A 25,533-nucleotide genomic window follows, 5' to 3' on the forward strand; every position below is an offset into this window, starting at 1 on the left:
ACCTTTACTTCGTAGGCATTCCATTTATTTTCACTTCTTTACAAAGTATCTCTTCAATCATTTCGGCAGCTTCATTCACATTCTTTGCTTTCACCTTCACAATATTATGCTCAGGATATAACAAACTTGTATGCTTATATCGTGGGTCATAGTAAAATTCAAGCAAGAGATGAATAGCAGAAGCAAAATTGCCAGACAGTAAGTTGGTTTCAATTTCCCTAGAAATGGGTGTGTGTATCCGATTTTTGATCACTTGAAATGCTTCAATATATTGCTGTTGATACCCAGAAGGATTGTACTCCTCTAATATATGTTTCACTCTTTCTTCAATTGGCAACTCAATAAATAATTGCTTTCCGAGTTCTTTTTTCTTCATTAAGAAGTCAGGTAACGCAATTTTACCAATACGTTTACTCTCCGCCTCGAATAAAACATATGATTCATCCTTGATACGTTCTAATTCTTTTAGAAGGAGAGAATCAAACATCTTTTGATTATTTGGTTGAAGTCCAACTTGTCCAAAAGTTGATCCTCGATGCCCAGCTAACCCCTCTAAATCAATCACAGGGTGTTCTTTCTGATGAAGTCGTTTTAGTATGGCAGTTTTACCTGTTCCTGTTAGACCATTAAGGATATAAACATCTGGCTTTACAACCCAATTTTCAAGTTCATCAACAACCCATTTACGATATGCATTTAAACCACCCAGTAAACGAAAAACCTTAATGCCCATTAAATCTGTAACTGTTGCAGAGGTTTTACTTCTCATCCCACCACGCCAGCAATAAACCAATTTGTCTCCTTCAATTTCTTGAAACTCTTTTATAAATGTTGGTAGCTTTGCAGAAACAATTTCAAGTCCTCGTTGCTTCGCTGCTTCAACACTTACTTTCTTATAAATTGTGCCTATTTCAGCACGTTCCTCATCATTAAAAATAGGAATATTCCTGCTACCTGGTATGGTGCTTTCCTTAAATTCTGAAGGCGATCGAACATCAATGAAGATCAGTTCTTTCTTCTTCTGTAATTCATTTAACTCTTTTATATTGATATCCTTAAACACGGTTGTTTCCTCCTGACAAATGAAAGGATATTCTATTTCTTTATTATTATATAATAAATCATCAATCAAAGTGTATTTGTAAGGAATGAAACACAAAGGATACTTATCCACTAATTTTAATCGGTAGTTATGATTAATTATTTTGACAAACGCTTACACTATTAATGGAAAAAAGTTTCGACTATTCATGTGTAAAATTCACTAAAAATCAATTGACACTCCCTCTTATTTTCTGTATTTTATTTAAGTATGTTTTTTTAGGAGGTAACAATGGAAAATCAGAATACACAACATGTCAAAATTACAACAGCAGACCCTTCAGCACTAGGACTTTTTGGACTAGCTATGGTAACGCTTGTAGCATCATCACAAAAACTAGGCTTAACAGAGGGCTTGTCATTTGTTATCCCTTGGGCATTCTTCTTGGGTGGAATCGCTCAACTATTCGCTTGTGTCCAGGATGCTAAACATAACAACACATTTGGAACTACTGCGTTCGGAGCATTTGGCTTGTTTTGGTTTGGTGTAGGAACATCGTGGTTGATCCAATTAGGTTTCTTTGGTGAAAACCTCGCTGCAAATGTTGATCCGAAGCAACTTGGAGTTGCATTTATTGGATATTTAATCTTCAGTATCTATATGACTATTGGAGCAATGGAAACACATAAAGTGCTTTTCTTTATCTTTGTATTTATTGATTTCTTATTTATCGGATTATCATTAAGTTCATTGGGTATTATGCATGAAGCAACACATATGCTTGCTGCTGTTTCTGAACTCATCATTGCTTTATTATCATTTTATGGCTCAGCTGCTGCCGTATTAAATAATCATTTTGGTCAAGTCGTATTGCCTGTTGGAAAGCCTTTTGGGATCTTTAAGAAATAATAGTAACTCCTGTGCTCCTGTGCTAAGCACAGGAGTTATTTTTCTATTCTAATCGTTAAGCTTTTGTAAATTACCCTCTTGGCTTTTAAAGGATGTATAAACATGCTACAATTTTAAATGATTCTTTATTATATGAAAAAGATAGTTGAGGTGAAATAGTGAAAAAAGATCAATCAAATATGATTAATACTCTATTAGAGATTTTACTTGTATCTACTAGGCTTGGATTCACTTCATTCGGAGGTCCTGTTGCACATTTAGGATATTTCCATGAAGAGTACATTCGAAGAAGAAAATGGATGGATGAGAAAAGCTATGCAGACTTAGTCGCGTTGTGTCAATTTTTACCTGGACCAGCGAGTAGTCAGGTTGGAATTGGGATTGGAGTCATGCGCGCTGGCGTTTTGGGTGGCATTACATCGTTTATTGGATTTACGCTTCCTTCAGTTATAGCACTCATTGTATTTGCAAATATTTTAAATGAACTTAACATTGGTGATGCCGGTTGGATTCATGGATTAAAAATAGTAGCAGTTGCTGTTGTCGCCCATGCGATTGTAGGTATGGCGCAAAAACTTACACCTGATACAAAAAGAAAAACAATTGCTCTATTCGCGTTAATAAGTACGCTTTTATGGCAAACCGCCTTTACTCAAGTTGGGGTAATCCTTATTTCAGGATTTATTGGTTATCTTCTCTATAAGCAGCATAGTGAAAGTGATGATTCTAGAATTCACTTTCCAATCTCTCGACGTTTAGCAATCATATGCTTATCATTGTTTTTTGGTTTATTATTTATTTTACCAATTGCAAGAGAAATATCTCCCTTAAATTGGATTGCTATGTTCGATAGTTTCTATAGATCTGGTTCTCTTGTTTTCGGTGGTGGCCATGTTGTACTTCCTTTATTAGAACGTGAATTTGTACCAACCGGTTGGATGAGCGAAGAAGCCTTCCTTGCGGGTTACGGTGCCGCACAAGCTGTACCAGGCCCATTATTTACTTTTGCAGCCTATCTTGGTGCTGTAATAGATGGATGGAAAGGTGGACTAATCGCCACGATCGCTATTTTTTTACCAGCATTTCTCCTTATTTTAGGAACACTACCTTTTTGGGACTCTCTACGTCGAAATCCAAAAATAAAAGGAGCATTGATGGGTGTGAATGCCGCAGTTGTCGGAATATTAATCTCCGCATTTTATCATCCTATTTTTACTAGTTCTATCCTAGAACCTATTGATTTTGTATTCGCAGCATTATTATTTAGCATGTTAGTGTACTGGAAGCTCCCCGCTTGGGTAATTGTTGTGATTGGTGCAATTGGTGGATCATTAATGTCCTTGTTATAAGAATTAAACAAAGAAAGAGCCTGTCTACAAAAGAGATAGGCTCTTACTATTTAGACTTTTAGTTGATAGAATTTGAACTAAGTTCTTCGTTCCGGACACCGCAATAATTTATCACACAAAAAAACTCGACCCTGTTTTTTTAGGCTGAAAATCCATCTTTACTTTAGGTTGATATTTGCGCATTGCTTTAGTAGTTATTAGCTCTTTTAAATAGAATTCATCTTTTGGACTCTTTAATTTTAATAAATTCAATAGCTGAATTGTATCATCTAATGCTCTATGTGATTGAGTGGAGGCAATTCTATGCCCCTTCACCAAGGTAAGAAGCTTCTTATTTAGAAACCCATAATCTTTCCATTTGATATTTCTCATGGAACAATACCATTTCTTCTCATTAATATTTGGATACATTCTAAATAAGAAGCTTCTATCAAATGAAGCATTATGTGCAATGATTAAATCCGTTTTATTAAACGTTTCATTAATAAGGTAATCATCGAACTCTTTCCCCTTTACATCACTAAAGGGTATGCCATGTACTCTATAAGCTGCATCATAATTTGATCTAGCAGTAGCTGCTAAAGGTTCCCTTAAATAAGTATGCTCCTCAAGTATATCGATTACTTCGCCTGTCTTCTTATTGAACGAAAATAGAATTAGTGCTACTTCAATCATTTCATCGTAATCTGGGCTTAGCCCAGTTGTTTCTACGTCAACAATACACCCAATGTTTATGTTCATGCTAATCTCCTTAAAAATATATCAGTTTATATAATCTATTGTCTCACGATTCTTTCATGTATTGTTATTGTTTATTTTTGGAAGTTTTATACAAAATCATTGTGAAAGTATTTACCATTTTATACTATTAATCAAATCAATTAGTTTTGTTTGATTCACTTGCGAAGTGTTCCACGATCTAATCTCTTCTTTTATATTAGTTAGGGTACCATATCCTTTCACAAATCCATTTAATCTAGCTACAAGAGTCGAACTAAAATATTCGTCGTCTGTAGGATAGATTGTTCTCATTTTCTCTACAGCATCGGGATACTTCTTTAAATAATATTTTTGATGATAGTCCTCTGCCAAAGTGAAATGTTTACATGGTGAAACCTCTGTTTGAATCTCTTCTTTTAACTCATATTCTAATTCACTTTTCATCTTTTCAATTAATACTCTTTGTTCTTCATTTTGATAAAGAATAATAGAGATATATTGTCGTTCTTTATACAATGCTCTATTGGGATTATGGTTTTCCCAAAACACTTTTAAAAGATTCCTAAACGATATGACCTTAGGATTAAATTCAATTTGGAGAGTTTCTGTATGATCTCCCATCTGTTTATAAGTAGGGGCTTGGGTTGTGCCACCCGCATATCCAACACGTGTGATAACCACTCCAGGTAAATGCCCGAACCGAGCATCTGGTCCCCAAAATCAACCCATTCCTAATGTTATTGTTTCTATCTCATTCTGAACATTTTTCATCATTTATTCTCCTTTTCACCAGAGCGTTATTTCAAAATATATATGTTACCACCTAATAACCATTTTAGCTGATTATAATTGTAAAAAAAATAAAGAACTCCTGCACAAAGACAGAAGTTCTTCATTTTATTTATAAATAATATCGTCTTTTAGTGTCGCAACCTTAGCAATTACTTGTTCAATGTCTGATTCAGCTACACCAAAGTGGGCAAGTGCATCATGTAGGTGTTTAGCAATTGCTTGAAATTGTTCTGGTTGAATATTCATGCCTTTATGAGCTGCAGCCATTGATGTACCCGTATACTGGTTAGGACCACCTAATGCAAAACTTATAAACTTTGTTTGATGCTTACGCTGTTTTTCCATATGAGTGTGAATAAAGAAATCTTTTACAGTTGGATCCTTTAAGACTAGCTCATCATAAAAGTAATCTACAACCTTGCCAATCGTTTCTTCCCCACCAAATTTTTCATATAAAGATTGATCTGCCATAGGTAATCACTCCTCAATTAATTTCGAAGTTAAAATATAGCATGGACATAAATACTATATTTACTAAGTTAATGTAACTAATGGTAACAAAGATTCTTTTCAAAAGATGTGATGTGCATCACAGTCTTTTGAACTTCTTACTATATATTAGAACATGTCATCAATAAAATCCGAGCCAAAAATTAATTAAATCTATAAATGATTCCTTTGTTTTTACCACTGGACTCTAGTTTCAGAGATTTCAATATTGATGTAGCGATAGATCTAGAAGGTAATTGAAGAAACTCCCTTAATTGTTCGTTTGTTATTGTAGGTCGAACCAATAATGAATAGTCCTTTAAAGAGTCTACATGGGCGTTTTTTGATATGTACTTACATTGATCACAACACCACTTCCCAAGCATTCTTTTCATCGGGATTTTACTACACTTTGGGCAATGCACCCCTCTAACAATATCATTCTTATCAAGTTGATATAACTCGAATACATCAGGATCATGAGAAATGTGTTTGGTTATTAATCGTGAAGAGAGCTTTTGGAGGTCTTTTTTCGTATAGCAAGCCTGCTTATATTTTTTTTCGAGTAATTCTAATGCACGATTGAAATTTGAACTGTGGCTAACAAGATGGGATATTTGTTTATTACTTTTGATTATAGTTGAAGGATTACTAATTACTACGAGAGTCTCGACGGGGACATTAGGCAGTTCTAACTTTTTTATCCATCTTGTGAATTCTGAAGACTGACTTTGAACTTGAACAATTGGATCTACAAACCCTTCCTCGAGATGTTCCATTTTTCTAATTAATTGATGAAGTTCTTGATCAAAAAATATAGTTCCAGCTATGTTCTTTACTTCTATGATTAGAATAAAAACAACAGAAATAATGACTACATCCATTTGAAAATATTGATCATTGTGCTTGAGCCTTAAGCCATGAAAGATTATATACTTCTGCGAGTCAACCTCCTCCAAATAATAACAAAAAGACTTTTCACCACGATAACCTGCTAAATTTCTAGATAACTCTCTCTCAATCTTTGAATAGGATGAATGAGACTTATGCACTCTTCGGATTAAAGCTTCTAATTTACTTAATTTCCTTGATTTTTCTATTGGCTTTTTTATCATTTATTAAACTCCTTTCTCATTTTAATAAGAAGTTCTACTTATTTGCCCTAAATCCCTGTCCATGAGAGGTATGAAATGTGACATTTTCTTGGATATGAACGAGGTTTCTGGTATATGCACAAGAATTTTTGATATATGCACAAGAGGCATCAAAATATGCACAACTTTTTCTATATATGCACTAAATTCTCGATATTTGCACATACTCTATTTTCATTCATAAAAAAAAGCTGGTTGGACCAGCCTTTTTACCCAATTCACCTTAGTGAAACAAGTTTTTTTCGATTTAACTTTGTTGGAACCGGGGGCATTACATCACTTGGAATCGCAGGAGTGTATTGTTTCCCACCACAATTTCTTTCGAATTCTTTCTTAGCGTTTACTAAAACTTCTGATTGTAATAAAAGGTCGTACATAGACAGAGCCATTGTTTTTGCAGCCAGATGCATTCCCTTGTAACCAATCGATGACCCATAACAAGCGGTCGCCTGCCAAGAATGCGCTTGTACACCAACAGGAGCACATGTGGTCATGACTTGCCCAATCGGCACAATCCAACTTACATCTCCAACATCTGTTGATCCTGCCATCGTTGTACCCTTTAACTGTGGGTAATAATAGTATCCAGTTGGCAAAAGATCATCTACAGGATTACCAAATAATTTCTTTGAATTTTTTACAACTTTGGGATCAACTGTCTCCAAAATATTCCTAGCGAAAATATATTCTTCATCTGTAAAAAGTGGTGACCCAGCTAGTTTCATATTTTCATACATAAGATTATTTAATACATCGTTCGGTAATGTATCATAAGCAAATGCGAGAATTTCATGATGAACCTCTGTTTCTGTCATTAAGGCCGCACCTTGAGCTATATTATGTACCCTCCTAAGAATATCATCTACTTCATCCTTTGTAGTTGCTCTTAAGTAATACCATACACTTGCATGGTCTGGAACAATATTTGGAGCTAAGCCACCATTTGTAATGACATAATGAATCCTTGAGCCTTCAGGGATATGCTCCCTTAAGTAATTTGACCCTACGTTCATTAATTCAACTGCATCAAGTGCACTGCGACCAGCCTCTGGCGCACCTGCTGCGTGAGCTGTTATTCCTTTAAAATGATATTTAATTGATACCATTGCTTGAGTACTCATATTAACACTGAAGTTTGCAGTTCCAGGATGCCAAGTAAGTGCACAATCTAAATCATCAAACACTCCTGCACGGGCCATAAACGTTTTACCTGAGAGCACTTCTTCTGCTGGACACCCATAATAGCGAATCGTCCCTTTTAAATCCTCAATATCCATAATCTCTTTCAAAGCAATGATCGCTTCGACACCTGCGGTTCCTAACAAATTATGGCCACATCCATGTCCAGGTCCATTGGGAACAACTTCTTCCTGAACTACACTAACTTCCTGTGATAATCCAGGCAATGCGTCATATTCACCGAGAATTCCAATAATAGGTGAACCGATTCCATACTCAGCAATAAATGCTGTCGGAACTCCTCCAACACCTGCGGTGATTTTAAATCCTACTTCTTTTAAAGTGGCCATTTGCAAATTTGACGCGAATGTTTCTTCATATGCAACTTGTGGGTTGTCCCAAATTTGTCTAGCAATATCTGTAAACCTGAATTCATGTCTCTGTATCCAATCTAAAAGGGTTTGTTTACTCATGAGTCATCACTCCCTATATTTATCTTTAAATCTAATCAGTAGAAGTTACGTTGTGCTAATTTTTTAAATAGTGAATACACTCAGATTAAACGACTCTTTTAAAAAGAACAAGTTCTTAGTTAGATATTCTCACCTATAAATTATTATAACGTCCTAACGACTTACAACAATTTGTCGTAAATCATTCATATTTTATATAGCTAAAATTGTAAAAAATAATAAGGAAGAATCTGTTTTATTAAACAGCATTGTCTATGGAGTTCATATGAAAGGGGTTTTTAAAATGAAATTATTTCATGCTCCTCAATTTTTTACATTGTCACTTGCTGTTATTATGCTATGCACGATGCTTTTGTTTATCTATTATACAAATGATGTAACACAGAGAAACAGCCAAATTCAAAAAACAACTATTTACGAAATTCACCCATCTGCTACAGAGCTTTTTAAACAGCTCCCTACTAGTGCTTCAAAACTATAATAAAGATATAATATCTAATAGAAAAGGTGAAGGTTATCTTCCCCTTCACCTTCTCATGTTCTATTTAACCAACTTGGTTAATCATTTTTGTTTGGTTAGGAGTAATTAAACCATAATTCCCATCACTCGTTTTATATATAGCTCTTAACTCATTAGTAATGTCATCAAAGAAATAAAGATGTTTTTGTTGATACAACTCCAATTGTAGGATGGCCTCTTCTACATTCATTGGTTTATACAACTTTCTAAGAGAGAGTTGATTACTTTTTATCTTGTTTATTTTACGCTTTTTATTAGAAGATTGTACAATCGGTGGTTGTTTAGGTTTCCGATTATATTTTGTTTTATATTTTCGAATTTGACGTTTCATTTTCTCTTCTGCGATATCGATTGACTTGTAGAGGTCATCTGAATGTGCTTCAGCACGTATAAACGTCCCATGTAACGATATATTTATTTCAATACATTGTTGGTTTTTTTCTACATATGCATTGACATGAACGTTTGCGTCGATTGGCTCCTCAAAATATTGTTCAATACGTCCAACTTTTTCGTGGATATAATATTTTATTGCTTCTGTTAGTTGAAGATTTTTTCCATAGATGATCAAGTTCATTTCTTATTCATCTCCTGTATTATGATTTTTTTCACAAAAAACATAAGACATTGCAACTAACCCCCCAAGACGACACGTCCTAAGGCACTTTGATAACCTCCTTTCATTTGTTTATAACCCTAGTATTCCACATTTTTACCATTTTTTTATTTTGATTGTTACAATAATGTGAAATAAAATTTTATAAATAGAGGTTTCTGATATAATTTCTAATCCAAAAATCGTTTCCTTACATCTGGTTTTGGAATCATACAACTCTCCTGTTTACCAAACCACCTATAGCGATTTTTCGCAATTAGTTCGTATACTGTATCTCTCATAAAACGTGGTAAAGCTTGAAGAACACTCATATATTTCCATGGACTCGTTAAATCACTACAAATCCTTAATACTGCATCTGATTTGGTATAAGCTTGCTCATCAACAATAAGCACGATACTATCAATTTCTTCTTTAATTTTGTATTTTTTTAACATCTCTTTCCCTGTTTTACCCTGAAGTGAAGCAAATAAAAATGAAGATTTTGGATCTCTGTTTATAATGAACTGGACACTTGTATTACAAAAGTTGCATGTACCATCATATAATATCGTTTTTTTCAAGACTACATCTCCTTTGAAATATAAGGTTATTAATATATACTTTCCATTGATATAATAGATTTAATATCATGTATAGGAGAATCTATATGTTTGAACTCATGTTAACAATGTTAGAGCGTTTAGGTATTATTGTCACGATCGCCTTTATCTTAACTCGTTTTCGTTTCTTTAGACAAATGATACATCAAGAAGATATTACGTGGAAGCAACAAGTAAGTGCAATTATCTTCTTTGGATTTTTCGGGATTATCGGGACTTATTCAGGACTAGCATATAGTACAGACTCTCTTCAATTTGACCGGATTACATACGATTTAACACAAGACGAAGCATTAGCAAACTCTAGGGTCATTGGTGTGATTATCGCTGGTATCTTAGGAGGATATAAGGTCGGAATCGGTGCAGGCTTAATTGCTGGCGTTCATCGTTTCTCCTTAGGTGGATTTACAGATTTGGCTTGTGGTCTATCAGCAATTATTGCTGGTATCATAGCTGGATATTTTCATACAAGAAACAAACATATCACCCTCACTTCTGCATTTATTATCTGTGCATTAGCGGAAGCGTTTCAAATGCTCATTATATTATTAATGGCAAGACCCTTCTCACAAGCACTAACTTTAGTGGAGAATATTGGCATTCCAATGATTATTGCAAATGGAATTGGCTCTGCTCTATTCTTATTAATCATTAGAAACCTTGTTGGCGAAGAAGAAAAGGCAGGTGCCCTACAAGCACAAAAAGCATTAAGATTAGCAGAGTTGACGCTCATCTATTTACGTAAAGGCTTAAATGTAGAATCTGCCAAAGAAACGTGTGCCATCATTTATCGAGAAGTAGATGCAAGTGCAGTATCGATTACAGATAAGGAAAAGATATTAGCACACATCGGTTCTGCTAGTGATCACCATAAGGAACTTTTACCGATTCAGACAGATGTTACTAGAAAAGTAATACAAAGAGGAAAACTTGTTGTTGCAGGCCATAAAGAAATTCATTGTACTGTAAGAGAATGTCCATTAAATGCCGTTGTGATTGCCCCACTTAAACAAAGAGGTGAAGTAATTGGCACTCTAAAGTTTTACTTCAAAACAGAAAGAGAAATCACAAATGTCGTCATCCAATTAATTAAAGGGCTGAGTTCCCTTCTTAGCAATCAATTAGATATGGCAGAGTCTGATAGAGCTTATCAACTCGCAAAAGAAGCAGAAATAAAATCACTACAAGCACAAATAAGCCCACATTTTTTATTTAATACGTTGAATATTATCGTCTCCTTAATACGGATCGATCAAAATAAGGCTCGACAGCTACTCATCGCACTTTCGCACTTTTTAAGGCAAAATCTATCCGGTACTACTATGAAGTGGACTACACTTGAAGCTGAATTAAGACATGTACGTGCATATCTTTCAATCGAAGAAGCCCGTTTCGTTGATAAATTAATAGTGTCCTATAGCATTGATGATCACCTACTATTAACTAAAATACCTCCATTAACATTACAACCGATTGTCGAAAATGCAGTTAAACATGGGATAAGAGAGAAACATAGTGATTGTAGAATCTTGATATCTATTAAGAAAACAGGGAAGTCCACTGTAGTTTCTGTAACAGATAACGGTAAGGGAATCGATGAAATTGAACTTAAGAAACTAGGTAAACGTTTTATTCCATCTGAAGAAAGTACGGGAATAGGTCTATATAATGTAAATCGTCGACTTGTGATGATGCTCGGCGAGAAATCAAGATTAACAATTGAGAGTGAGGGTGGAAAGGGTACAAAGGTATCGTTCACCATCTAACTTATATAGGCGGAAGGAAGGAAAATAAAATGAAAACATTAAAGGTTTTAATCGTAGATGACGAACGGTATAGCCGAAATGAATTGTCACATTTACTAAGTTGTTATGAGAACATAGAAATTGTTGGTGAAGCTGATAATGGAGAATCTGCTATTATGAAAAGCATCCAGCTTCAACCTGACGTGGTATTTCTTGATATTGAAATGCCACAATTAAATGGAATGGAGGCGGCCTCATCACTCAAAGAACTCAAAAAGAAACCTCTTATCGTGTTCGCAACTGCTTATCCAGATTTTGCTGTTGTGGCTTTTAGACATGAAGCTGTAGATTACTTAGTTAAACCATATGATGAAGTACAATTAAAGGAGACGATATTAAGATTAGAAAAGCTTCTTTTATTTACTCCTACAACCGAGGAATTACCTTCTTTAAATAAATTAGCCATTGAAGGTGACGAAGAAATTAACTATATTGATCCAAAACATGTCATGTATATTTATCGTGAGGAACGGTATACTCGGCTCGTTTTAGAAGATCGCGAATTTGAAACCAAATCACCTCTAAAGGAGTTTGAAACTAGATTAAAAGATTATTCATTTTTCCGAATCCATAAAAGTTATCTTGTGAATTTGTCATATGTTGCTAAATTAATTCCTTGGTTTAATGGTGCCTATCACTTAGAACTTAAGGGAAAGAAAGAACTACTCTCTGTTAGTCGAAATTATGTAAAAGGTTTACGAACCAGACTTGAATTATAATCCAATTCAGTTTGATATCCTCAGAGTGCATGTTATTCTCCATTTTTAACATGTTAAACAATATTCTCGACATCTTACTCCTTGGTCCCCCTTTTTGATAGCTTTTTCAAGTAAACTGTGTTTGTAAGCGTATTCAACAAAAGGAGGAGTTAAGATGTTTACATTTCTCGGGGGAGTTATATTATTAATCATCGGGTATTTCACATATGGAAAATTTGTAGAAAAAGTATTTGGACCAAAGCAAGAACGTAGTACACCTGCATTTACCCATAAAGATGGGGTTGATTACCTTCCAATGAGTGAAAAGAAAAACTCACTCATACAATTACTAAATATTGCCGGAGTAGGACCTATCTTCGGACCAATCATGGGAGCTTTATATGGTCCTGTAGCATTTGTATGGATTGTGATCGGCTGTATTTTCGCAGGGGCTGTTCATGATTACTTAACAGGAATGATTTCAATTAGAAACCGAGGAGCTCACCTTCCAGAGCTAGCAGGCAAGTTCTTAGGGAAATTTATGAAGCATGTTGTAAATGGATTTGCTGTTCTATTGTTGTTATTAGTTGGAACTGTATTTGTCACTGCACCAGCAGGTCTACTTAACAATTTACTAGGTGATTGGTCATCAATGGGGATGATCCTAGGGGTAATCTTCGTTTATTATGTATTAGCAACATTATTACCAGTTGATAAAATCATTGGTCGTTTTTATCCAATCTTTGGAGCATTACTCTTAATTTCAGCTGTAGGTGTTGGAGGAGCGTTAATTTTCACTGGTGCTCCAATTCCTGAATTATCATTTTCAAACTTTCATCCTGACAATGCACCGATCTTTCCATTATTATTCTTAACAATCTCTTGTGGTGCACTTTCAGGATTTCATGCAACCCAAACACCTATCATCTCGCGTACAACCCAAAATGAAAGCCAAGGACGCAAAATCTTCTATGGCATGATGATTACAGAAGGTGTAATCGCTATGATTTGGGCTGCGGCAGCAATGAGCTTATTTGATGGTCCAGTTGGATTAAATGAAATTCTTGCAACAGGCGGAACTGGATTAGTAGTTAGTGAGGTTTCGACTGCAATGTTAGGAGCTATCGGTGGGACTTTAGCTGTACTTGGAGTCATTATTCTACCAATTACTTCTGGAGATACCGCTTTTAGAAGTGCTCGGATGATTATTGCAGATTATCTCAAGATCTCACAAAAGAAGATTGCTTCCCGTTTATGGATTGCGGTTCCATTATTTATCATTTCATTTGCACTAACAAAAATAGACTTTACCTTATTGTGGCGTTACTTCTCATGGGCGAACCAATCAACTGCAGTTATTGCACTATGGGTTGCTGCAATGTATTTATTCATCGCGAAGAAAAACTACTGGATTGCAATGATTCCAGGAGTATTTATGACAATGGCTACATCAACCTATATATTAAATGCTCCAATTGGATTCGGGATTAATTTAACTACCTCATATATACTTGCTGCAATTATAACAGTTGCGATAACTGTAATATTCTTCGTAGCAGCAAAAAAGGCTAGAAATAGTGATATTGAGCTTGATGAAGATATTACAAAAGTTGCATAGAAAAAGGTGCCTCTGGCACCTTTTTCTATATCTAACATTTATTTAATTATCAGTAAAAATCATTCTTAAATAAAACTTCCTTTGGAAGCTCTGTACCAGTTGTACCTCGAACATCGATTTCTTTTTCCTCTTGTGGATAATAAATAATGAAGGTTTCATGGTTCATGGCTGCAAGTTTACCTGGTATTATTTCCAACTCTGGGTGCCATGCAACTGTGCCTTTTCTTGCACTTACTACTATAATTAAATCATCATTTCTTTGTGGACTTGGTTCGAAGTATAATGTATCCCAATCTTCTACTTCTTTTACACTCGTCACAGGGTTTGATTTAATTTCCTTTAAGAATTTTTCATATTTACTAGCCTCATCATCTATTACAATGCATACTAACTGTGCACCAAGATCATTGGTCATCATTTTTATTTGCATCAGTGCTTCTTTAAACCCTCTAGAATGATCAATTCCTTTTGGCAAAATAGCGATAATTCTCTTTGTTGTGCTTAATGGATGTTTTAGCTTCGCTATTATAATTGATTGAGAGGTTTGTTCTACAAGCTGATCAAGAACATTCCCAAAAATACGTTGTGGAGTAGAACGCTTCCCCTCCCACCCAACAATGACCATCGATATTCTTTCTTCAACAATTGCTCTTGCTATCCCATTTGCAATATTATGGTCAACTCTAGTCACCAATTTAACGGGTACATCAGCACCTGATGCATACATTACGGTATGTCCTAACATCTTTTCTGCATTTGCAATTTCACCCTCAGCTGTTCGCATGTCTTTCTTAACAATCCTTAATGGATATAAAGGCTGATCCATAGATGTGTTTTTTCTAAGCACAAATCCTAGATCTAGTAGTGATTCCATTGTATCAGGGTTTGCCATAGGAATCATGATACGTTCTGGTGCATCACCTTTTTCATATGGCTGTTGTTCTTCATGTAATGAAATTTCTCTACCAAATTTCTCAACTAAATATGGACCTACAATACAAGTACCTAGAATCATAATAATAACGCCATTAACTGTAGATTGATCTAATAAACCAACATCAAAACCTACTAATGTAGCAGCTAATGTGGCAGCTGCTTGTGGGATGGTTAAACCGAATGTTATATTTCTCTCTTCATTACTATATTTGTAAATTTTGCTTGTGATCCATGCTGCTGCATACTTTCCAATCATTACACCAACAAGAATCAATATAGTTAGGATCCATGCTTTTGGGTCACTTATTAACACACCTAAATCCATTAACATCCCGACAGAAAGAAGGAAAAAGGGAATGAATAAAGCATTTGCTGTAAAACGAATGCGATTCATCAGCGGCCCTTGGTCAAATACAAGACGGTTTAATGCCAGTCCTGATAAAAATGCACCTATAATTGGTTCAACACCTGCTAAGATTGCCAAAAATGCAGAAAGAAATAATACGACAATCACATATGTAAAAACCTTATCTCCTTCATTTCCCATGTTTTTAAATATCCATTTAGACAAAATAGGAATTCCAATCAAATTTAATATCGTGAAAATTGTCAAAGAAATGATTAGAGTAACGAAAAATGCAATCGATAAATCCCCTGTAGCAGCCCCAGTAATTACGGCTAGAATTAAGAGAGCTAAAGTATCTGTTAATAAAGTCCCACCGACTGCAGTCGTTACTGCCTTATTTTTAGATATACCTAATCGGCTAGCAATTGGATATCCAAGTAATGTGTGTGACCCTAGAATTGAGCCTAAAAGAATTGAAGCTGCTAAACTATATTCAAGAAAAAGTCCAATCCCAGTTCCTAAGATGAGTGGAATAAAAAATGAAAGCAACCCAAAAGTAATACTTCGATTCCGATATTTTTTAAATCCATCTATATCCATTTCAAGGCCAGCAATAAAAATAATAAATAACAATCCAACAGTCCCGAGTAATTCAATCGTTTGACCGCGCTGAAGTACTCCAAGTCCGTGTGGCCCTATGACTACACCAGCAATAATTGGACCAATGATACCTGGTATTTTTAAAAGTCTCATTAACATTGGACTAATTAAAAAAACTGTCATAGAAAGAGCAAAAACAATAACAGGATTTGTTAGAGGTAGCTCAAACATATCAATCTCCTCCTTTTTAAGTCTTACATTTGAATTTCTCATCATCTTTTCTAATCATTATTAAAATCAGGTTTTTTAATAATATATCATAGAAGAAGTCTCTTCTTTTACTTCATTTCCTCATTATGCATTTTAAAAGATAGAATTTGATTAAAAAATAAATTTCGTGTTGCGAAATACCTTTCTTATCATTAAAATAGAATTTAGTTTGTTAATTTAAGGAGAACACAACATGAATCGTAAACTAATTCTTTATGTAAAAGCTTTATCTGATTTTGGTACCTTTATGGATTTGATCGTTTTAAATGTTGTGATCTACGCTGCAACTGGGAGTCCATTATGGTTAGCTGCAGCGATGGCAGCTAGAACAATTGGCGGCGTGTTATCAAGTCTATTCTCGGGAGTTGTTGCTGATCGTTTCGATCGAAGGAAAATCATGATCTATACAGATATACTAAGAGCAATCATCATACTTGCACTTATTCCATTCCCTAGCCCAACTTTCATCATCATCGCTTCTTTTTTAATCGGATTAACTAGCACGTTCTTTGGTGTTAGCTTTAGTGCTGAAATACCAAGGATTTTTGGTGAAAACAGAGTACTTGAAACAAATGCAATTATTGCGAGATTAACGTCAATTAGCTTAGTTGCAGGATTTATAGCAGCAGGTGTAATTACTGATTTCCTGGGCTATAAAATCACCCTTATTATTGATGCGTCCACCTATCTCGTGTCAGCTCTTGTACTCGTAAAAATGAAATGGGAAACGGCTATACCTAGAACTGACACTGCACTTACTTCTGGTGCAAGAGAAAAAATAATGAGTGTTATGAATGACTTAAAGGAAGTGTATAAATATCTTAGCTTAGCACCTATGTTGATGATGATCAATGTCGTATTCCTGGTGGGGTCCTTTGCTGGTAGTTCTCACAACTTAGGAATCCCCCTTTTAGCTGAGAATTTAGATGCCGAAAGACAAGGTTTTTATTATGGAATGATCTGGGGAGTCTGGGGAATTGGTTCAGTATTAGCAACGATGATTCTCCCAAGGTTAAGATGGTTACTTGATCAAAAGCTATACTGGGTTTGTTTCAGTTCAGCCATTCTTATGTCAACAGGGTTTATCATCTTTTTATCCACATCTTTCGTCTGGATTATCTTCCCATTTGCATTTTTCACTGGTATTTTTGATGCATGCTTCACAACACTTCATGCTACCATACTGCAAAAGACAGAAAATCATATTCGCGGAAGAATTTTTGGAGTTGGAATGTTATTAAAATCATTAGGATTTGCTCTTGGTTTTATTCTCGCACCACTCCTACTAGAAAGAATGACAATGCCGAATATGGTATGGATTTTACATGGTACACTTATTATAACTACCATAATCATTACATGTATTGCTTTTCATTATCATACTAAGAAGGTAACACCTCAAGTTACTAAAGAAATATAAGTAAATTTGAACTTATGTGAGGATGTCCAATCAGTTTTATTACTAATAGGACCCTCACTTTTATGTTGCCTTCTTTTTAACTTTTTTTCGATTTTTGTAGCTCAATCACTGTATCTAGTTTTTCTTCAATTTTTTTCAATCGTTCATTTCGTTCACTTTGATTTTTTAATAGTAACTTAACAAACAATGCGATAGATGTAAAAAATAATAATGTAATTAGAAATAAGAGTACTGGACCAAAAAAAGAAAATATGTTCATTTACTTTCTCCCTTCCCTTTATTAACCACTGGTTCTATCTTCATTATTCATTCATCAGACTTTGTCATAAGTTAAACCAAAAGAGCAGTCCAATAGTTATTGAACTGCCCGCCCCAGCCTTAATCCAACTGTGCATTATTTAATGTTGACTCTTCTTGCTTATATAACCGTTGGCCAAGTAAGGTTTGACAGATTAAAAACAATCCACCAACACACCAATATAACGGAAGAGCTGCAGGTGCAGTAAATGAAAACACCATAATCATGATTGGAGAAAGCATCCCCATTATTCGCATTTGCTTTTGTTGTTCCATTGAGAGATTAATCTGACTTACTTTAAATTGTAAATAATAGATTAACCCGGCAATCAATGTAATAAATACATCAGGTTGACCAAGATTAAACCATAGAAATGAATGTGTAGCAATTTCCGTTGAATGACTTATTGCATAATAAAGGGCCATTAATATTGGCATCTGTATGATGAGAGGTAAGCACCCCATCGAAAGTGGATTAACATTATGCTTCCGATATAAATTCATCATTTCTAGTTGAAGCACTTTTTGTTCTTTTGCATCTTTCGTGTTTTTTAACTTTTCTTGTATTGAATCCATTTCAGGTTTCAAATTGGCCATTTTAACCTTCATGAGTTGTTGACTTTTATACTGCTTTAGCATTAAGGGCATCAATACTAATCGAATGATAATCGTGATCAGAATAATCGCAACACCGAAGCTTCCACCATCAACTTCAGCCAGAAAATAAATGAAGTTTTCCATGGGATTAACTAGATATAACTGAAACAGAGATGGATCAGTTGAATCATGTTGAGAGCATCCTGTCATAAATATGAGTAATAAAAATAATGAATAGCTTATTTTTTTGAACAATTCTTTTTCCTCCTTGTTTTTGTTTTTCTTAACAAACAGGGAGGATGTTCACTTCTTCACCATCATCATTGGGACAAACTTTTCTTCGTATTACTTTTGAAATCCATTGGTTAATTGAATCACTTCGTTTGATCTGAGAACGGAAATGAAGCTCTGACTTTGAGCAAACATTAATTTTTGAAGTGTAATAAAGAGAACTAATAAAAGAGTCATCAACACCAAATTTCCAGGCAACTTTTATCGTGATCCCTAAAAGCATACTAAAATAAATACTGTATATTGAATATAAGTTATTGAAATCTAATAGGATATCAAACATTAAATCATCACCTTATATGTATTACAAAACTTGGTTTAAATTATATCTCTTTCTTATAAATACTGCAATGACCGTAACATAATGAGTCATTTTTTTAACGATAACGGAAAATATGAGTATCTGGGCGTTTACCCATTTTTTTGATAATTAGGCTAATGACTAGGACAGATATCTCATAAATACATAGGTTGTAGTGTAATCAAAAAACCTAGTTAATTAAATCGTAAAAAGAATGATGGTTGAAATAAGAAAGGGGATTTTTTTATGTATAACACATATGGCTATGATATGAGAAACGTACCTGTTTATGGTGCCCAAGGTGACGAACGCTTCGGATTTGGACCACTTAGCGCAGGATTATTAGGCCTTGGAGTTGGCGCTTTAGGAGGTAGCTTACTAGATGGACCAGGTTATGGTGGATTTGGTCCTGGTTATGGCGGATTTGGTCCTGGATACGGTGCTGGATATGGATATGGTGCTGGATTTGGTCCTGGATACGGTGGATTCGGACCACGCCCACGTCCTGGTTATGGTTATGGTTATGGCCTACGTCCACGTCCTGGATACGGATATGGTGGATTCGGATTCTAACCACGATTTATTCTAAAGATTACTTTCCAAAACAATGATTAATATCTACCTTACTTTATATTGCATTTGTAAAGTAAGGTCTTCTTTATACAGGTTATAAAAGAAAGAAACGTACAAATGTAATAATAATGGCCGTTATACTGACCCCAGTCGCTATCATCCATTTTATAAATAACAACTGATATCTATTTAATTCAAGAGCAACGTCTCTTTTTGTTGCATTATCTTGTTCACCTAATAGTTGTTCTACAATTGCTCTAACATCGTTCTCATCCAATTGATTCCTTAAAGTTTCATCTATATTTTCTTGTTGTGATTCTAATTCATCTACTCTTAATTCAAGTTCTCTTACTTCTTTATCTAATTCTTCCACACTCACCCCTCCTTAGAATATTCTATTCAAAAAGGGGACTACCTGATTGGGGTCATGTCTATAATTTGTTTATAATTATTTGTAATTTTAGAAGGGGAATCCATTTTTTCTTATAATATTCTATGATCCATAACTAGGTTTCATTTTCCATGTACATAGACTTGTTGTTAAACCAACTGATAAAATCGTGATTGTTGAGAGAAAGAGTGTCTCTGTAGAAACTAATAAACCCCCAACAAGGATAATGATTGCATCAAGAATAAATATTAATAAACCTACATTTATGCTAGTTATATCTGAAATAAATTGAGCAATTAAATCCGTACCTCCAGTACTCGTCTTATATCTAAGCATTAGACCTATACCTAATCCAACTAAAACCCCTCCAATCACTGAGCTAATGGCAGGTTCAAGAACAAACATCCGAGGAAATTGATTAAACAAATCAATAAACAAGGAAGAAATAAGCATCCCATGAAGGCTATTATAAAAGTATGGTCTATATTTAAACCACGCAATTAGAAAAATGGGAATACTTAAAATAAGGATGGCAAATCCTGCTTCAAATCCCCAAAGATATCTCATCATTAACCCAACACCAATTACTCCACCATCTAACACTTTATACGGAACCAAGAAAAGATTAATCCCAATTCCGAGTAACATACTTCCAAATATGATAACTAGACCCTTTTTTAACATGCAAACACCTCAAAGATTTGGACATGTTTAAATGTATGCAAGATTCATAGGGGATTGTACATTTCATTCACAAAAAAAAACAGAAATCCTATTTACAGGACTTCTGTCGTTCAAAAGTATTTATAAAGATTTTATAGCTTCGGTAATAGATTGATTACCAGATGTAAGATCAAAAGATCGTCTATACGTATTTTTCTCATTTAGTACACTTATCAATGTCGCAGCGACGTCTTCTCGAGGAATACTTCCTCGGTTTAGATTTTCTGCAACTTGTACTTTACCAGTTCCTTCATCATTCGTAAGACCACCTGGTCGAACGATTGTGTAATTCAAACTGGAAGTTCTCAATATACGATCAGCATAATGCTTAGCAACAAAATAAGGCTTAATAACTTGGCTCCAGTTTTCTCGGTTGTGTGCCTGAATCGCACTTACCATTACAAATCTGTCGATTCCGTTTTTTTCTGCTGCCTCTATTGTTTTAACTGCACCATCAAGATCAACTAATAATGTTTTATCATCACCCGTACTAGCACCAGAACCTGCTGTAAAGATGATTACATCAGTTCCCTCTGCAGCACTAGCAATTTCCTCAACTGTCCCTTCAAGGCTTGCAACAACCGCTTCAATTCCTTTTGAAGTCAACTCTTTTTGTTGTTTTTGAGAACGTACCATTGCTTTAACTTCAAATTCCGAACTTTGATTTAGCAAATGAACGAGATGTTGACCAATTTGTCCATTAGCCCCAACTACAAAAACCTTCATTAATCATCTTCCCCTTTCAAATTGAACTACTTTCATTATTTCAAATTGTAAAAGAGGTATCAAACATACTGCTTATATCAATCAACAATCACGCCTACTTAGAATAAAAGTTCTCAGTATAATAAGGGTTTGACTTTTCATTAAACGCAACACCAACCCCTAATAACTCAAAATCAGGATGCAAGATGTTTTCTCGGTGCCCTAATGAGTTCATTAATCCTTCATGCGCAAAAATACTGCTAAACTGGCCTAATGCTAAATTTTCACCAGCCACTGTGTAGGGAATATTATCTTCAAGCATTCGATCAAACGGGCTTTGACCTTCTAAGTTTATATGATCAAAAAAGTTTTTTTCGGCCATATCCATACTGTGTTTTCTTGCAGTTATTTTAACTTGATCATCCCATTGCAAGATATTCAATCCATTTTTCACTCTAGCTGCATTAGTTAAATCAAATAATTGATATTCAAAGCCTTCCTTTAACTCCTCTGTTGCAGTAGAGTAAAAGTCCTTTCTGCTTTGTTCAAGTTCTTTATCTATGAGTTGAATGGCAGTAACCGTGTTATCTTGAAGTTGATCATAAAAGATGGTTACATAGCTATTTTCAAACTCAAACATATCGTAATCACGATCTACAGGAAATTGATAATTAACTAATCCTTTATTGATATATTCCATCGGCTCATCCAAATTTTTTAGTACCGTTTCTTTCGGAGTACCTAACTCAATTCCATTTTTAGAAGTGATTAAGTCTTGATTCGTATACAAACCAATTATTCTATCTTCTTCATTGAAAGCAACCATCATAAAATGTTGGTAGTTTTCATGATATGAATACCACTCGACTCCATATTCATTGTAAGAAACTCGTTCTGCTGGTCCAACTATTCCTTCAACTTCTTCCCTTGTATCCCCAAGCTCCACATTAAAAATAGAAAAGAATTGGTTTGTTGGAGCTTCCAGATTGGGAGATTCTAATTGCGAACCTTCTTCATCTCCTTTTATTACACCTTCTTCTACCTTTTCTTCACTAAAGATTTGTGAAAGAGTTATAATGGTTTTGTCAATCAATCCTGTCATTTCAGGACTATTCTTAATATCATCAAGTTCTGTTTTTAGTGTCTCTATTGCAGCTTCATATTTAGTATCGGCAATCTTTTTTTCAATGACAGTCCAAGAAGCATAAAGAAAGAAGATTGTTGATAACAATAGTAAAAATCGCCTCATTGGCCCATCCTCCATTCGTATTAACCATTTTAACCAAATGTCTTAAAAAACAATCAATAGGTATAGTAATAAGCCTATAAATTAAGGCTGTATAATGATTGTTAAAAACTTTACATCTTTATCATTATTATAAGTCTTATCGTTCTTGCTTGTGAACCAATATGATTATCTCCTTTTATAAGGAAGGCTTGGAGTACTGAAAAGTTTTTAGTTGTTCTTATTATTTTCTCTCTTTTTCTAATCGTGGTAATATGAGAACATACATAATGAAGGAGGATTCTAAATGAATACATTTGAGCAGAATCTTGAAAAGTATGCAGATCTTGCTGTGCGCGTTGGTGTCAATGTCCAAAAAGGTCAAACCCTGATCGTAAACGCACCAATCTCTACTGCGGATTTCGTTAGAAAAGTGGCAAAGAAAGCATATGAGGCTGGAGCAAAGAACGTACATATTGAGTGGGCTGATGAGGAAGTAACCCGTATAAAATATGATCTAGCTCCAGATGAGGCTTTTACTGAATATCCAACTTGGAAAGCTAAAGGCTACGAAGAAATGGGAGAAGAAGGTGCTGCAATTCTCTCTGTGATCTCATCAAACCCAGACCTTCTTAAAGGTGTAGATCCTGAAAGAATTGCAAATGCAAATAAAGCTTATGGAATCGCAATGGAGAAATTCAGAAGCTTTATTCAATCTGACAAAATTAGCTGGTCTATCGTTGCAGTACCTTCTGAGGCTTGGGCTGAAAAGGTATTTCCGGATGCACCAAAAGAAGAGCAGCAAGCTAAACTATGGGATGCAATCTTCATGGCAACAAGAGTAAACCTAGAGGATCCAGTTCAAGCCTGGAAAGAACATAATGCAACACTTCAAAGCAAAGAACAATATTTAAATGAAAAGAAATATCAAAAATTACATTACAATGCTCCTGGCACGGACCTAACTATAGAGTTACCTGAAACACATGTATGGATTGGTGGTGGAAGTGAAAATGAACAAGGCACAGCATTCGTTGCTAATATGCCTACTGAAGAAGTCTTCACTGTACCACTAAAGACAGGCGTAAATGGATATGTTTCTAGTACAAAACCACTCAGCTATGGTGGTAACCTAATTGAGAATTTCAAAGTTACCTTTGAAAACGGACGAATCGTCGAGGTTAGTGCTGAATCAGGTGAAGAAACATTAAAGAGATTAGTTGAAACAGATGAAGGCTCACACTATTTAGGAGAAGTTGCTCTTGTCCCACATAATTCTCCTATTTCAAACTCAAATATTATTTTCTTTAACACTCTATTTGATGAAAATGCTTCACATCACCTTGCAATCGGTAATGGATATTCATTCTGTATTGAAGGTGGAAAAACAATGTCAAAAGAGGAATTAGAAAGCAAAGGATTAAACACTAGTATCACACATGTGGACTTTATGATTGGCTCAAGCGTTATGGATATTGACGGAATTAAAGCCGACGGTACCGTTGAAGCGGTCTTCAGAAACGGAAACTGGGCATTTTAATAAAAGGTATTTATTACGAGATTAAAAAAGAATGGCTCTAGTTTTTAGGCCATTCTTTTTATCTCTAATTTTTTTTGTAGTAGTCTGCCAACTCAACAATCATACTTCCCATTCTCTCATTTTCAGGGAAAACCACTCTCTCAATTCCAACCTCACGTAACGCTTGCGCTGTTACTTTCCCGACTGCTAACGCAATCACTTGAGTAGAAAACACTTCTAAAAGTTTTTCACGCACACCTTTTTCTTGAGCATAACTCATTAAAAAACGTACCTGTGGAGTACTTGTAAATGCTACTGCATCAATTTCCCCTTTTAATAACTCCTCAACTAATAACTCAAGAACATGTTCTTCAGGTGGGGTATGCTGATATGGTAAAAGTTCTTCATATGTAGCATTTTGATTTTCTAAAAACTCAATTAATAATGGCGCAGGATCTCCATGTAATTGAAGCGCAACATTTTTAGAACTTAATGAATGGGTAGCAAGACTACGCACTAAACCTGCTGTACTTCCATCATCATCTCTAACAAGTGGAGATAATCCTAGTTTTTTTAAAAAATTGACTGTTTTATAGCCTCTTGCAGCGATATTCATTCGTTGTAAAATAGCAATAAATTGGTCTCCCAGCCCTAAATTTATTGACGTATTATATAATCTTTCCGTTCCAACACCTGTTGTAAGGATGATCCAATCAAAATCCCCATTTATAAGACGTTTGATCTCATTCTCAACATTTGAATCATCTAAAAAGACCGTACCCTGAGCAGGTCTTACTAGCGGTATGCCACCAAGATTTTGAACAATGATACTCATTTCTTCTGCTTTACGCGGTCCTACTAATGCAATTCGTTTGCCTTCTAACTTTTTCAAATAATGCCCCTCCTTTACCCTTGTCTCTTTGTTAATTAAAAGCTATCACATTAGAAGTTTGTAGTAAACACTTTTAAATGTTATTTAAAGATTATAGGAACAAAATGAAAAGCATCCAAACACACGGATGCTTTTCGTGAAAACTTATTATTAACCTAGATGAAGATAAACTTCATCACCTTCAACAGTTGTTTTATAGGTTTTAACACAGCCATTGTCGGGTTCCTGAACATTCCCATCATCTAAACAAATTTTCCAGTCGTGCATAGGACAAAACACGAACTCACCACTCACTATCCCCTCGGATAGAACTCCACCCTTATGAGGACAACGGTTCTCAACAGCTTTTACACTTCCACCTGACAATTTAAAAACTGCAACTTCTAATTCACCAACACGTACTGTTTTCCCGATCCGATCCGGTAACTCATCCAATGTACCTACCAATACTCTTGTTAAGCTTTTGTTTACCATCTAAATG

At 35.0% G+C, this 25,533-nt stretch carries 26 protein-coding genes and 1 pseudogene; 9 read left to right on the forward strand and 18 right to left on the reverse strand.

Annotated features, from left to right (window positions below; translation table 11 throughout):
- Window positions 1-4: 4 nt before the first annotated feature.
- Window positions 5-1,063, reverse strand: coding sequence for a tRNA 2-selenouridine(34) synthase MnmH (mnmH, locus tag BLQ56_RS05710; RefSeq protein WP_090850825.1), 1,059 nt, complete (start codon window positions 1,061-1,063; stop codon window positions 5-7).
- A 270-nt stretch (window positions 1,064-1,333) separates the two neighbouring features.
- Here mnmH and BLQ56_RS05715 point away from each other — a divergent pair, with 270 nt between their 5' ends.
- Together BLQ56_RS05715 and BLQ56_RS05720 are read left to right on the forward strand one after the other, a co-directional pair.
- Window positions 1,334-1,951: an acetate uptake transporter gene (locus tag BLQ56_RS05715; protein WP_090850827.1), complete on the forward strand. Its 618-nt coding sequence runs from the start codon at window positions 1,334-1,336 to the stop codon at window positions 1,949-1,951.
- Between the two features lie 179 nt (window positions 1,952-2,130).
- Window positions 2,131-3,300 carry a chromate transporter gene (locus tag BLQ56_RS05720; protein ID WP_090851337.1) on the forward strand — a complete coding sequence of 390 codons (1,170 nt, stop codon included), beginning with the start codon at window positions 2,131-2,133 and terminating at the stop codon, window positions 3,298-3,300.
- A gap of 111 nt (window positions 3,301-3,411) precedes the next feature.
- Here the strand turns inward: BLQ56_RS05720 and BLQ56_RS05725 are convergent, their stop codons facing one another.
- The 5 genes and pseudogenes from BLQ56_RS05725 to BLQ56_RS05745 form a co-directional block, all read right to left on the reverse strand.
- Window positions 3,412-4,041 (reverse strand): exonuclease domain-containing protein, encoded by a 630-nt coding sequence (locus tag BLQ56_RS05725; RefSeq protein ID WP_090850829.1) that lies wholly within the window; start codon window positions 4,039-4,041, stop codon window positions 3,412-3,414.
- 111 nt (window positions 4,042-4,152) lie between these two features.
- A pseudogene (locus BLQ56_RS05730) lies at window positions 4,153-4,728 on the reverse strand (peptide-methionine (S)-S-oxide reductase); the annotation flags it as partial.
- A 189-nt stretch (window positions 4,729-4,917) separates the two neighbouring features.
- Window positions 4,918-5,283 carry a group I truncated hemoglobin gene (locus tag BLQ56_RS05735; RefSeq protein ID WP_090850833.1) on the reverse strand — a complete coding sequence of 122 codons (366 nt, stop codon included), beginning with the start codon at window positions 5,281-5,283 and terminating at the stop codon, window positions 4,918-4,920.
- Window positions 5,284-5,465: 182 nt separating this feature from the next.
- Complete coding sequence (locus BLQ56_RS05740; protein WP_090850835.1) at window positions 5,466-6,416, reverse strand: nuclease-related domain-containing protein; 951 nt, start codon at window positions 6,414-6,416, stop codon at window positions 5,466-5,468.
- Between the two features lie 257 nt (window positions 6,417-6,673).
- Window positions 6,674-8,107, reverse strand: a complete 1,434-nt coding sequence (locus tag BLQ56_RS05745; RefSeq protein WP_090850837.1) for an amidohydrolase — start codon at window positions 8,105-8,107, stop codon at window positions 6,674-6,676.
- A gap of 283 nt (window positions 8,108-8,390) precedes the next feature.
- Between BLQ56_RS05745 and BLQ56_RS05750 the strand changes: the two genes are divergently transcribed.
- Complete coding sequence (locus BLQ56_RS05750) at window positions 8,391-8,588, forward strand: hypothetical protein (RefSeq protein ID WP_090850839.1); 198 nt, start codon at window positions 8,391-8,393, stop codon at window positions 8,586-8,588.
- Between the two features lie 64 nt (window positions 8,589-8,652).
- Here the strand turns inward: BLQ56_RS05750 and hpf are convergent, their stop codons facing one another.
- A complete protein-coding gene (hpf, locus tag BLQ56_RS05755) occupies window positions 8,653-9,204 on the reverse strand; it encodes a ribosome hibernation-promoting factor, HPF/YfiA family (RefSeq protein ID WP_090850841.1) in 552 nt (183 codons plus the stop codon).
- Between the two features lie 209 nt (window positions 9,205-9,413).
- Window positions 9,414-9,806, reverse strand: a complete 393-nt coding sequence (locus BLQ56_RS05760) for a thiol-disulfide oxidoreductase DCC family protein (RefSeq protein WP_090850843.1) — start codon at window positions 9,804-9,806, stop codon at window positions 9,414-9,416.
- A gap of 86 nt (window positions 9,807-9,892) precedes the next feature.
- Here BLQ56_RS05760 and BLQ56_RS05765 point away from each other — a divergent pair, with 86 nt between their 5' ends.
- From BLQ56_RS05765 to BLQ56_RS05775, 3 genes are all read left to right on the forward strand, one after another.
- Window positions 9,893-11,611, forward strand: a complete 1,719-nt coding sequence (locus BLQ56_RS05765; RefSeq protein ID WP_090850846.1) for a sensor histidine kinase — start codon at window positions 9,893-9,895, stop codon at window positions 11,609-11,611.
- 29 nt (window positions 11,612-11,640) lie between these two features.
- The gene (locus BLQ56_RS05770; protein ID WP_090850848.1) at window positions 11,641-12,369 is read left to right on the forward strand and encodes a LytR/AlgR family response regulator transcription factor; all 729 of its coding nucleotides are present in this window, start codon (window positions 11,641-11,643) and stop codon (window positions 12,367-12,369) included.
- A 154-nt stretch (window positions 12,370-12,523) separates the two neighbouring features.
- A complete protein-coding gene (locus BLQ56_RS05775) occupies window positions 12,524-13,966 on the forward strand; it encodes a carbon starvation CstA family protein (protein ID WP_090850850.1) in 1,443 nt (480 codons plus the stop codon).
- A gap of 49 nt (window positions 13,967-14,015) precedes the next feature.
- On the opposite strand, the gene BLQ56_RS05780 is transcribed toward BLQ56_RS05775, so the two are convergent.
- Complete coding sequence (locus BLQ56_RS05780; protein WP_090850851.1) at window positions 14,016-16,079, reverse strand: cation:proton antiporter domain-containing protein; 2,064 nt, start codon at window positions 16,077-16,079, stop codon at window positions 14,016-14,018.
- Window positions 16,080-16,311: 232 nt separating this feature from the next.
- On the opposite strand from BLQ56_RS05780, the gene BLQ56_RS05785 reads away from it, so the two are divergent.
- A complete protein-coding gene (locus tag BLQ56_RS05785) occupies window positions 16,312-17,538 on the forward strand; it encodes an MFS transporter (RefSeq protein WP_090850853.1) in 1,227 nt (408 codons plus the stop codon).
- A gap of 76 nt (window positions 17,539-17,614) precedes the next feature.
- On the opposite strand, the gene BLQ56_RS05790 is transcribed toward BLQ56_RS05785, so the two are convergent.
- The 3 genes from BLQ56_RS05790 to BLQ56_RS05800 form a co-directional block, all read right to left on the reverse strand.
- Window positions 17,615-17,797 (reverse strand): DUF4083 family protein, encoded by a 183-nt coding sequence (locus BLQ56_RS05790; protein WP_090850855.1) that lies wholly within the window; start codon window positions 17,795-17,797, stop codon window positions 17,615-17,617.
- Window positions 17,798-17,916: 119 nt separating this feature from the next.
- Window positions 17,917-18,687, reverse strand: a complete 771-nt coding sequence (gene yidC / locus BLQ56_RS05795) for a membrane protein insertase YidC (protein WP_238457183.1) — start codon at window positions 18,685-18,687, stop codon at window positions 17,917-17,919.
- A 28-nt stretch (window positions 18,688-18,715) separates the two neighbouring features.
- On the reverse strand, window positions 18,716-19,006 hold the full coding sequence (locus tag BLQ56_RS05800; RefSeq protein ID WP_090850857.1) for a hypothetical protein: 291 nt from the start codon (window positions 19,004-19,006) through the stop codon (window positions 18,716-18,718).
- Window positions 19,007-19,270: 264 nt separating this feature from the next.
- On the opposite strand from BLQ56_RS05800, the gene BLQ56_RS23330 reads away from it, so the two are divergent.
- Window positions 19,271-19,597, forward strand: coding sequence for a hypothetical protein (locus BLQ56_RS23330; protein ID WP_175490193.1), 327 nt, complete (start codon window positions 19,271-19,273; stop codon window positions 19,595-19,597).
- 94 nt (window positions 19,598-19,691) lie between these two features.
- Here BLQ56_RS23330 and BLQ56_RS05810 read toward each other — a convergent pair whose 3' ends face one another.
- From BLQ56_RS05810 to BLQ56_RS05825, 4 genes are all read right to left on the reverse strand, one after another.
- On the reverse strand, window positions 19,692-19,970 hold the full coding sequence (locus BLQ56_RS05810) for a hypothetical protein (protein ID WP_090850858.1): 279 nt from the start codon (window positions 19,968-19,970) through the stop codon (window positions 19,692-19,694).
- 120 nt (window positions 19,971-20,090) lie between these two features.
- Window positions 20,091-20,672: a YitT family protein gene (locus BLQ56_RS05815; protein ID WP_090850860.1), complete on the reverse strand. Its 582-nt coding sequence runs from the start codon at window positions 20,670-20,672 to the stop codon at window positions 20,091-20,093.
- A gap of 120 nt (window positions 20,673-20,792) precedes the next feature.
- The gene (locus tag BLQ56_RS05820; protein ID WP_090850862.1) at window positions 20,793-21,437 is read right to left on the reverse strand and encodes an SDR family oxidoreductase; all 645 of its coding nucleotides are present in this window, start codon (window positions 21,435-21,437) and stop codon (window positions 20,793-20,795) included.
- Window positions 21,438-21,531: 94 nt separating this feature from the next.
- The gene (locus tag BLQ56_RS05825) at window positions 21,532-22,665 is read right to left on the reverse strand and encodes a CAP domain-containing protein (protein ID WP_090850864.1); all 1,134 of its coding nucleotides are present in this window, start codon (window positions 22,663-22,665) and stop codon (window positions 21,532-21,534) included.
- A 283-nt stretch (window positions 22,666-22,948) separates the two neighbouring features.
- Here BLQ56_RS05825 and BLQ56_RS05830 point away from each other — a divergent pair, with 283 nt between their 5' ends.
- Complete coding sequence (locus BLQ56_RS05830) at window positions 22,949-24,181, forward strand: aminopeptidase (RefSeq protein WP_090850866.1); 1,233 nt, start codon at window positions 22,949-22,951, stop codon at window positions 24,179-24,181.
- Between the two features lie 64 nt (window positions 24,182-24,245).
- Here BLQ56_RS05830 and BLQ56_RS05835 read toward each other — a convergent pair whose 3' ends face one another.
- On the reverse strand, window positions 24,246-25,052 hold the full coding sequence (locus tag BLQ56_RS05835) for a uroporphyrinogen-III synthase (protein ID WP_090850868.1): 807 nt from the start codon (window positions 25,050-25,052) through the stop codon (window positions 24,246-24,248).
- 150 nt (window positions 25,053-25,202) lie between these two features.
- The gene (gene nirD, locus BLQ56_RS05840) at window positions 25,203-25,526 is read right to left on the reverse strand and encodes a nitrite reductase small subunit NirD (RefSeq protein WP_090850870.1); all 324 of its coding nucleotides are present in this window, start codon (window positions 25,524-25,526) and stop codon (window positions 25,203-25,205) included.
- Window positions 25,527-25,533 lie beyond the last annotated feature (7 nt).

It is taken from the genome of Litchfieldia salsa (assembly GCF_900104555.1).
Lineage (GTDB): Bacteria > Bacillota > Bacilli > Bacillales > Bacillaceae_L > Litchfieldia > Litchfieldia salsa.

What these genes read in the sequence shown, in the direction of transcription:
- BLQ56_RS05715 (WP_090850827.1), top strand. Translation starts at nt 1,334, where the DNA reads ATGGAAAATCAGAATACACAACATGTCAAAATTACAACAGCAGACCCT.
- BLQ56_RS05720 (WP_090851337.1), top strand. Translation starts at nt 2,131, where the DNA reads ATGATTAATACTCTATTAGAGATTTTACTTGTATCTACTAGGCTTGGA.
- BLQ56_RS05725 (WP_090850829.1), bottom strand. Translation starts at nt 4,041, where the DNA reads ATGAACATAAACATTGGGTGTATTGTTGACGTAGAAACAACTGGGCTA.
- BLQ56_RS05735 (WP_090850833.1), bottom strand. Translation starts at nt 5,283, where the DNA reads ATGGCAGATCAATCTTTATATGAAAAATTTGGTGGGGAAGAAACGATT.
- BLQ56_RS05740 (WP_090850835.1), bottom strand. Translation starts at nt 6,416, where the DNA reads ATGATAAAAAAGCCAATAGAAAAATCAAGGAAATTAAGTAAATTAGAA.
- BLQ56_RS05745 (WP_090850837.1), bottom strand. Translation starts at nt 8,107, where the DNA reads ATGAGTAAACAAACCCTTTTAGATTGGATACAGAGACATGAATTCAGG.
- BLQ56_RS05750 (WP_090850839.1), top strand. Translation starts at nt 8,391, where the DNA reads ATGAAATTATTTCATGCTCCTCAATTTTTTACATTGTCACTTGCTGTT.
- hpf (WP_090850841.1), bottom strand. Translation starts at nt 9,204, where the DNA reads ATGAACTTGATCATCTATGGAAAAAATCTTCAACTAACAGAAGCAATA.
- BLQ56_RS05765 (WP_090850846.1), top strand. Translation starts at nt 9,893, where the DNA reads ATGTTTGAACTCATGTTAACAATGTTAGAGCGTTTAGGTATTATTGTC.
- BLQ56_RS05770 (WP_090850848.1), top strand. Translation starts at nt 11,641, where the DNA reads ATGAAAACATTAAAGGTTTTAATCGTAGATGACGAACGGTATAGCCGA.
- BLQ56_RS05775 (WP_090850850.1), top strand. Translation starts at nt 12,524, where the DNA reads ATGTTTACATTTCTCGGGGGAGTTATATTATTAATCATCGGGTATTTC.
- BLQ56_RS05780 (WP_090850851.1), bottom strand. Translation starts at nt 16,079, where the DNA reads ATGTTTGAGCTACCTCTAACAAATCCTGTTATTGTTTTTGCTCTTTCT.
- BLQ56_RS05785 (WP_090850853.1), top strand. Translation starts at nt 16,312, where the DNA reads ATGAATCGTAAACTAATTCTTTATGTAAAAGCTTTATCTGATTTTGGT.
- BLQ56_RS05790 (WP_090850855.1), bottom strand. Translation starts at nt 17,797, where the DNA reads ATGAACATATTTTCTTTTTTTGGTCCAGTACTCTTATTTCTAATTACA.
- BLQ56_RS05800 (WP_090850857.1), bottom strand. Translation starts at nt 19,006, where the DNA reads ATGTTTGATATCCTATTAGATTTCAATAACTTATATTCAATATACAGT.
- BLQ56_RS23330 (WP_175490193.1), top strand. Translation starts at nt 19,271, where the DNA reads ATGTATAACACATATGGCTATGATATGAGAAACGTACCTGTTTATGGT.
- BLQ56_RS05815 (WP_090850860.1), bottom strand. Translation starts at nt 20,672, where the DNA reads ATGTTAAAAAAGGGTCTAGTTATCATATTTGGAAGTATGTTACTCGGA.
- BLQ56_RS05820 (WP_090850862.1), bottom strand. Translation starts at nt 21,437, where the DNA reads ATGAAGGTTTTTGTAGTTGGGGCTAATGGACAAATTGGTCAACATCTC.
- BLQ56_RS05825 (WP_090850864.1), bottom strand. Translation starts at nt 22,665, where the DNA reads ATGAGGCGATTTTTACTATTGTTATCAACAATCTTCTTTCTTTATGCT.
- BLQ56_RS05830 (WP_090850866.1), top strand. Translation starts at nt 22,949, where the DNA reads ATGAATACATTTGAGCAGAATCTTGAAAAGTATGCAGATCTTGCTGTG.
- nirD (WP_090850870.1), bottom strand. Translation starts at nt 25,526, where the DNA reads ATGGTAAACAAAAGCTTAACAAGAGTATTGGTAGGTACATTGGATGAG.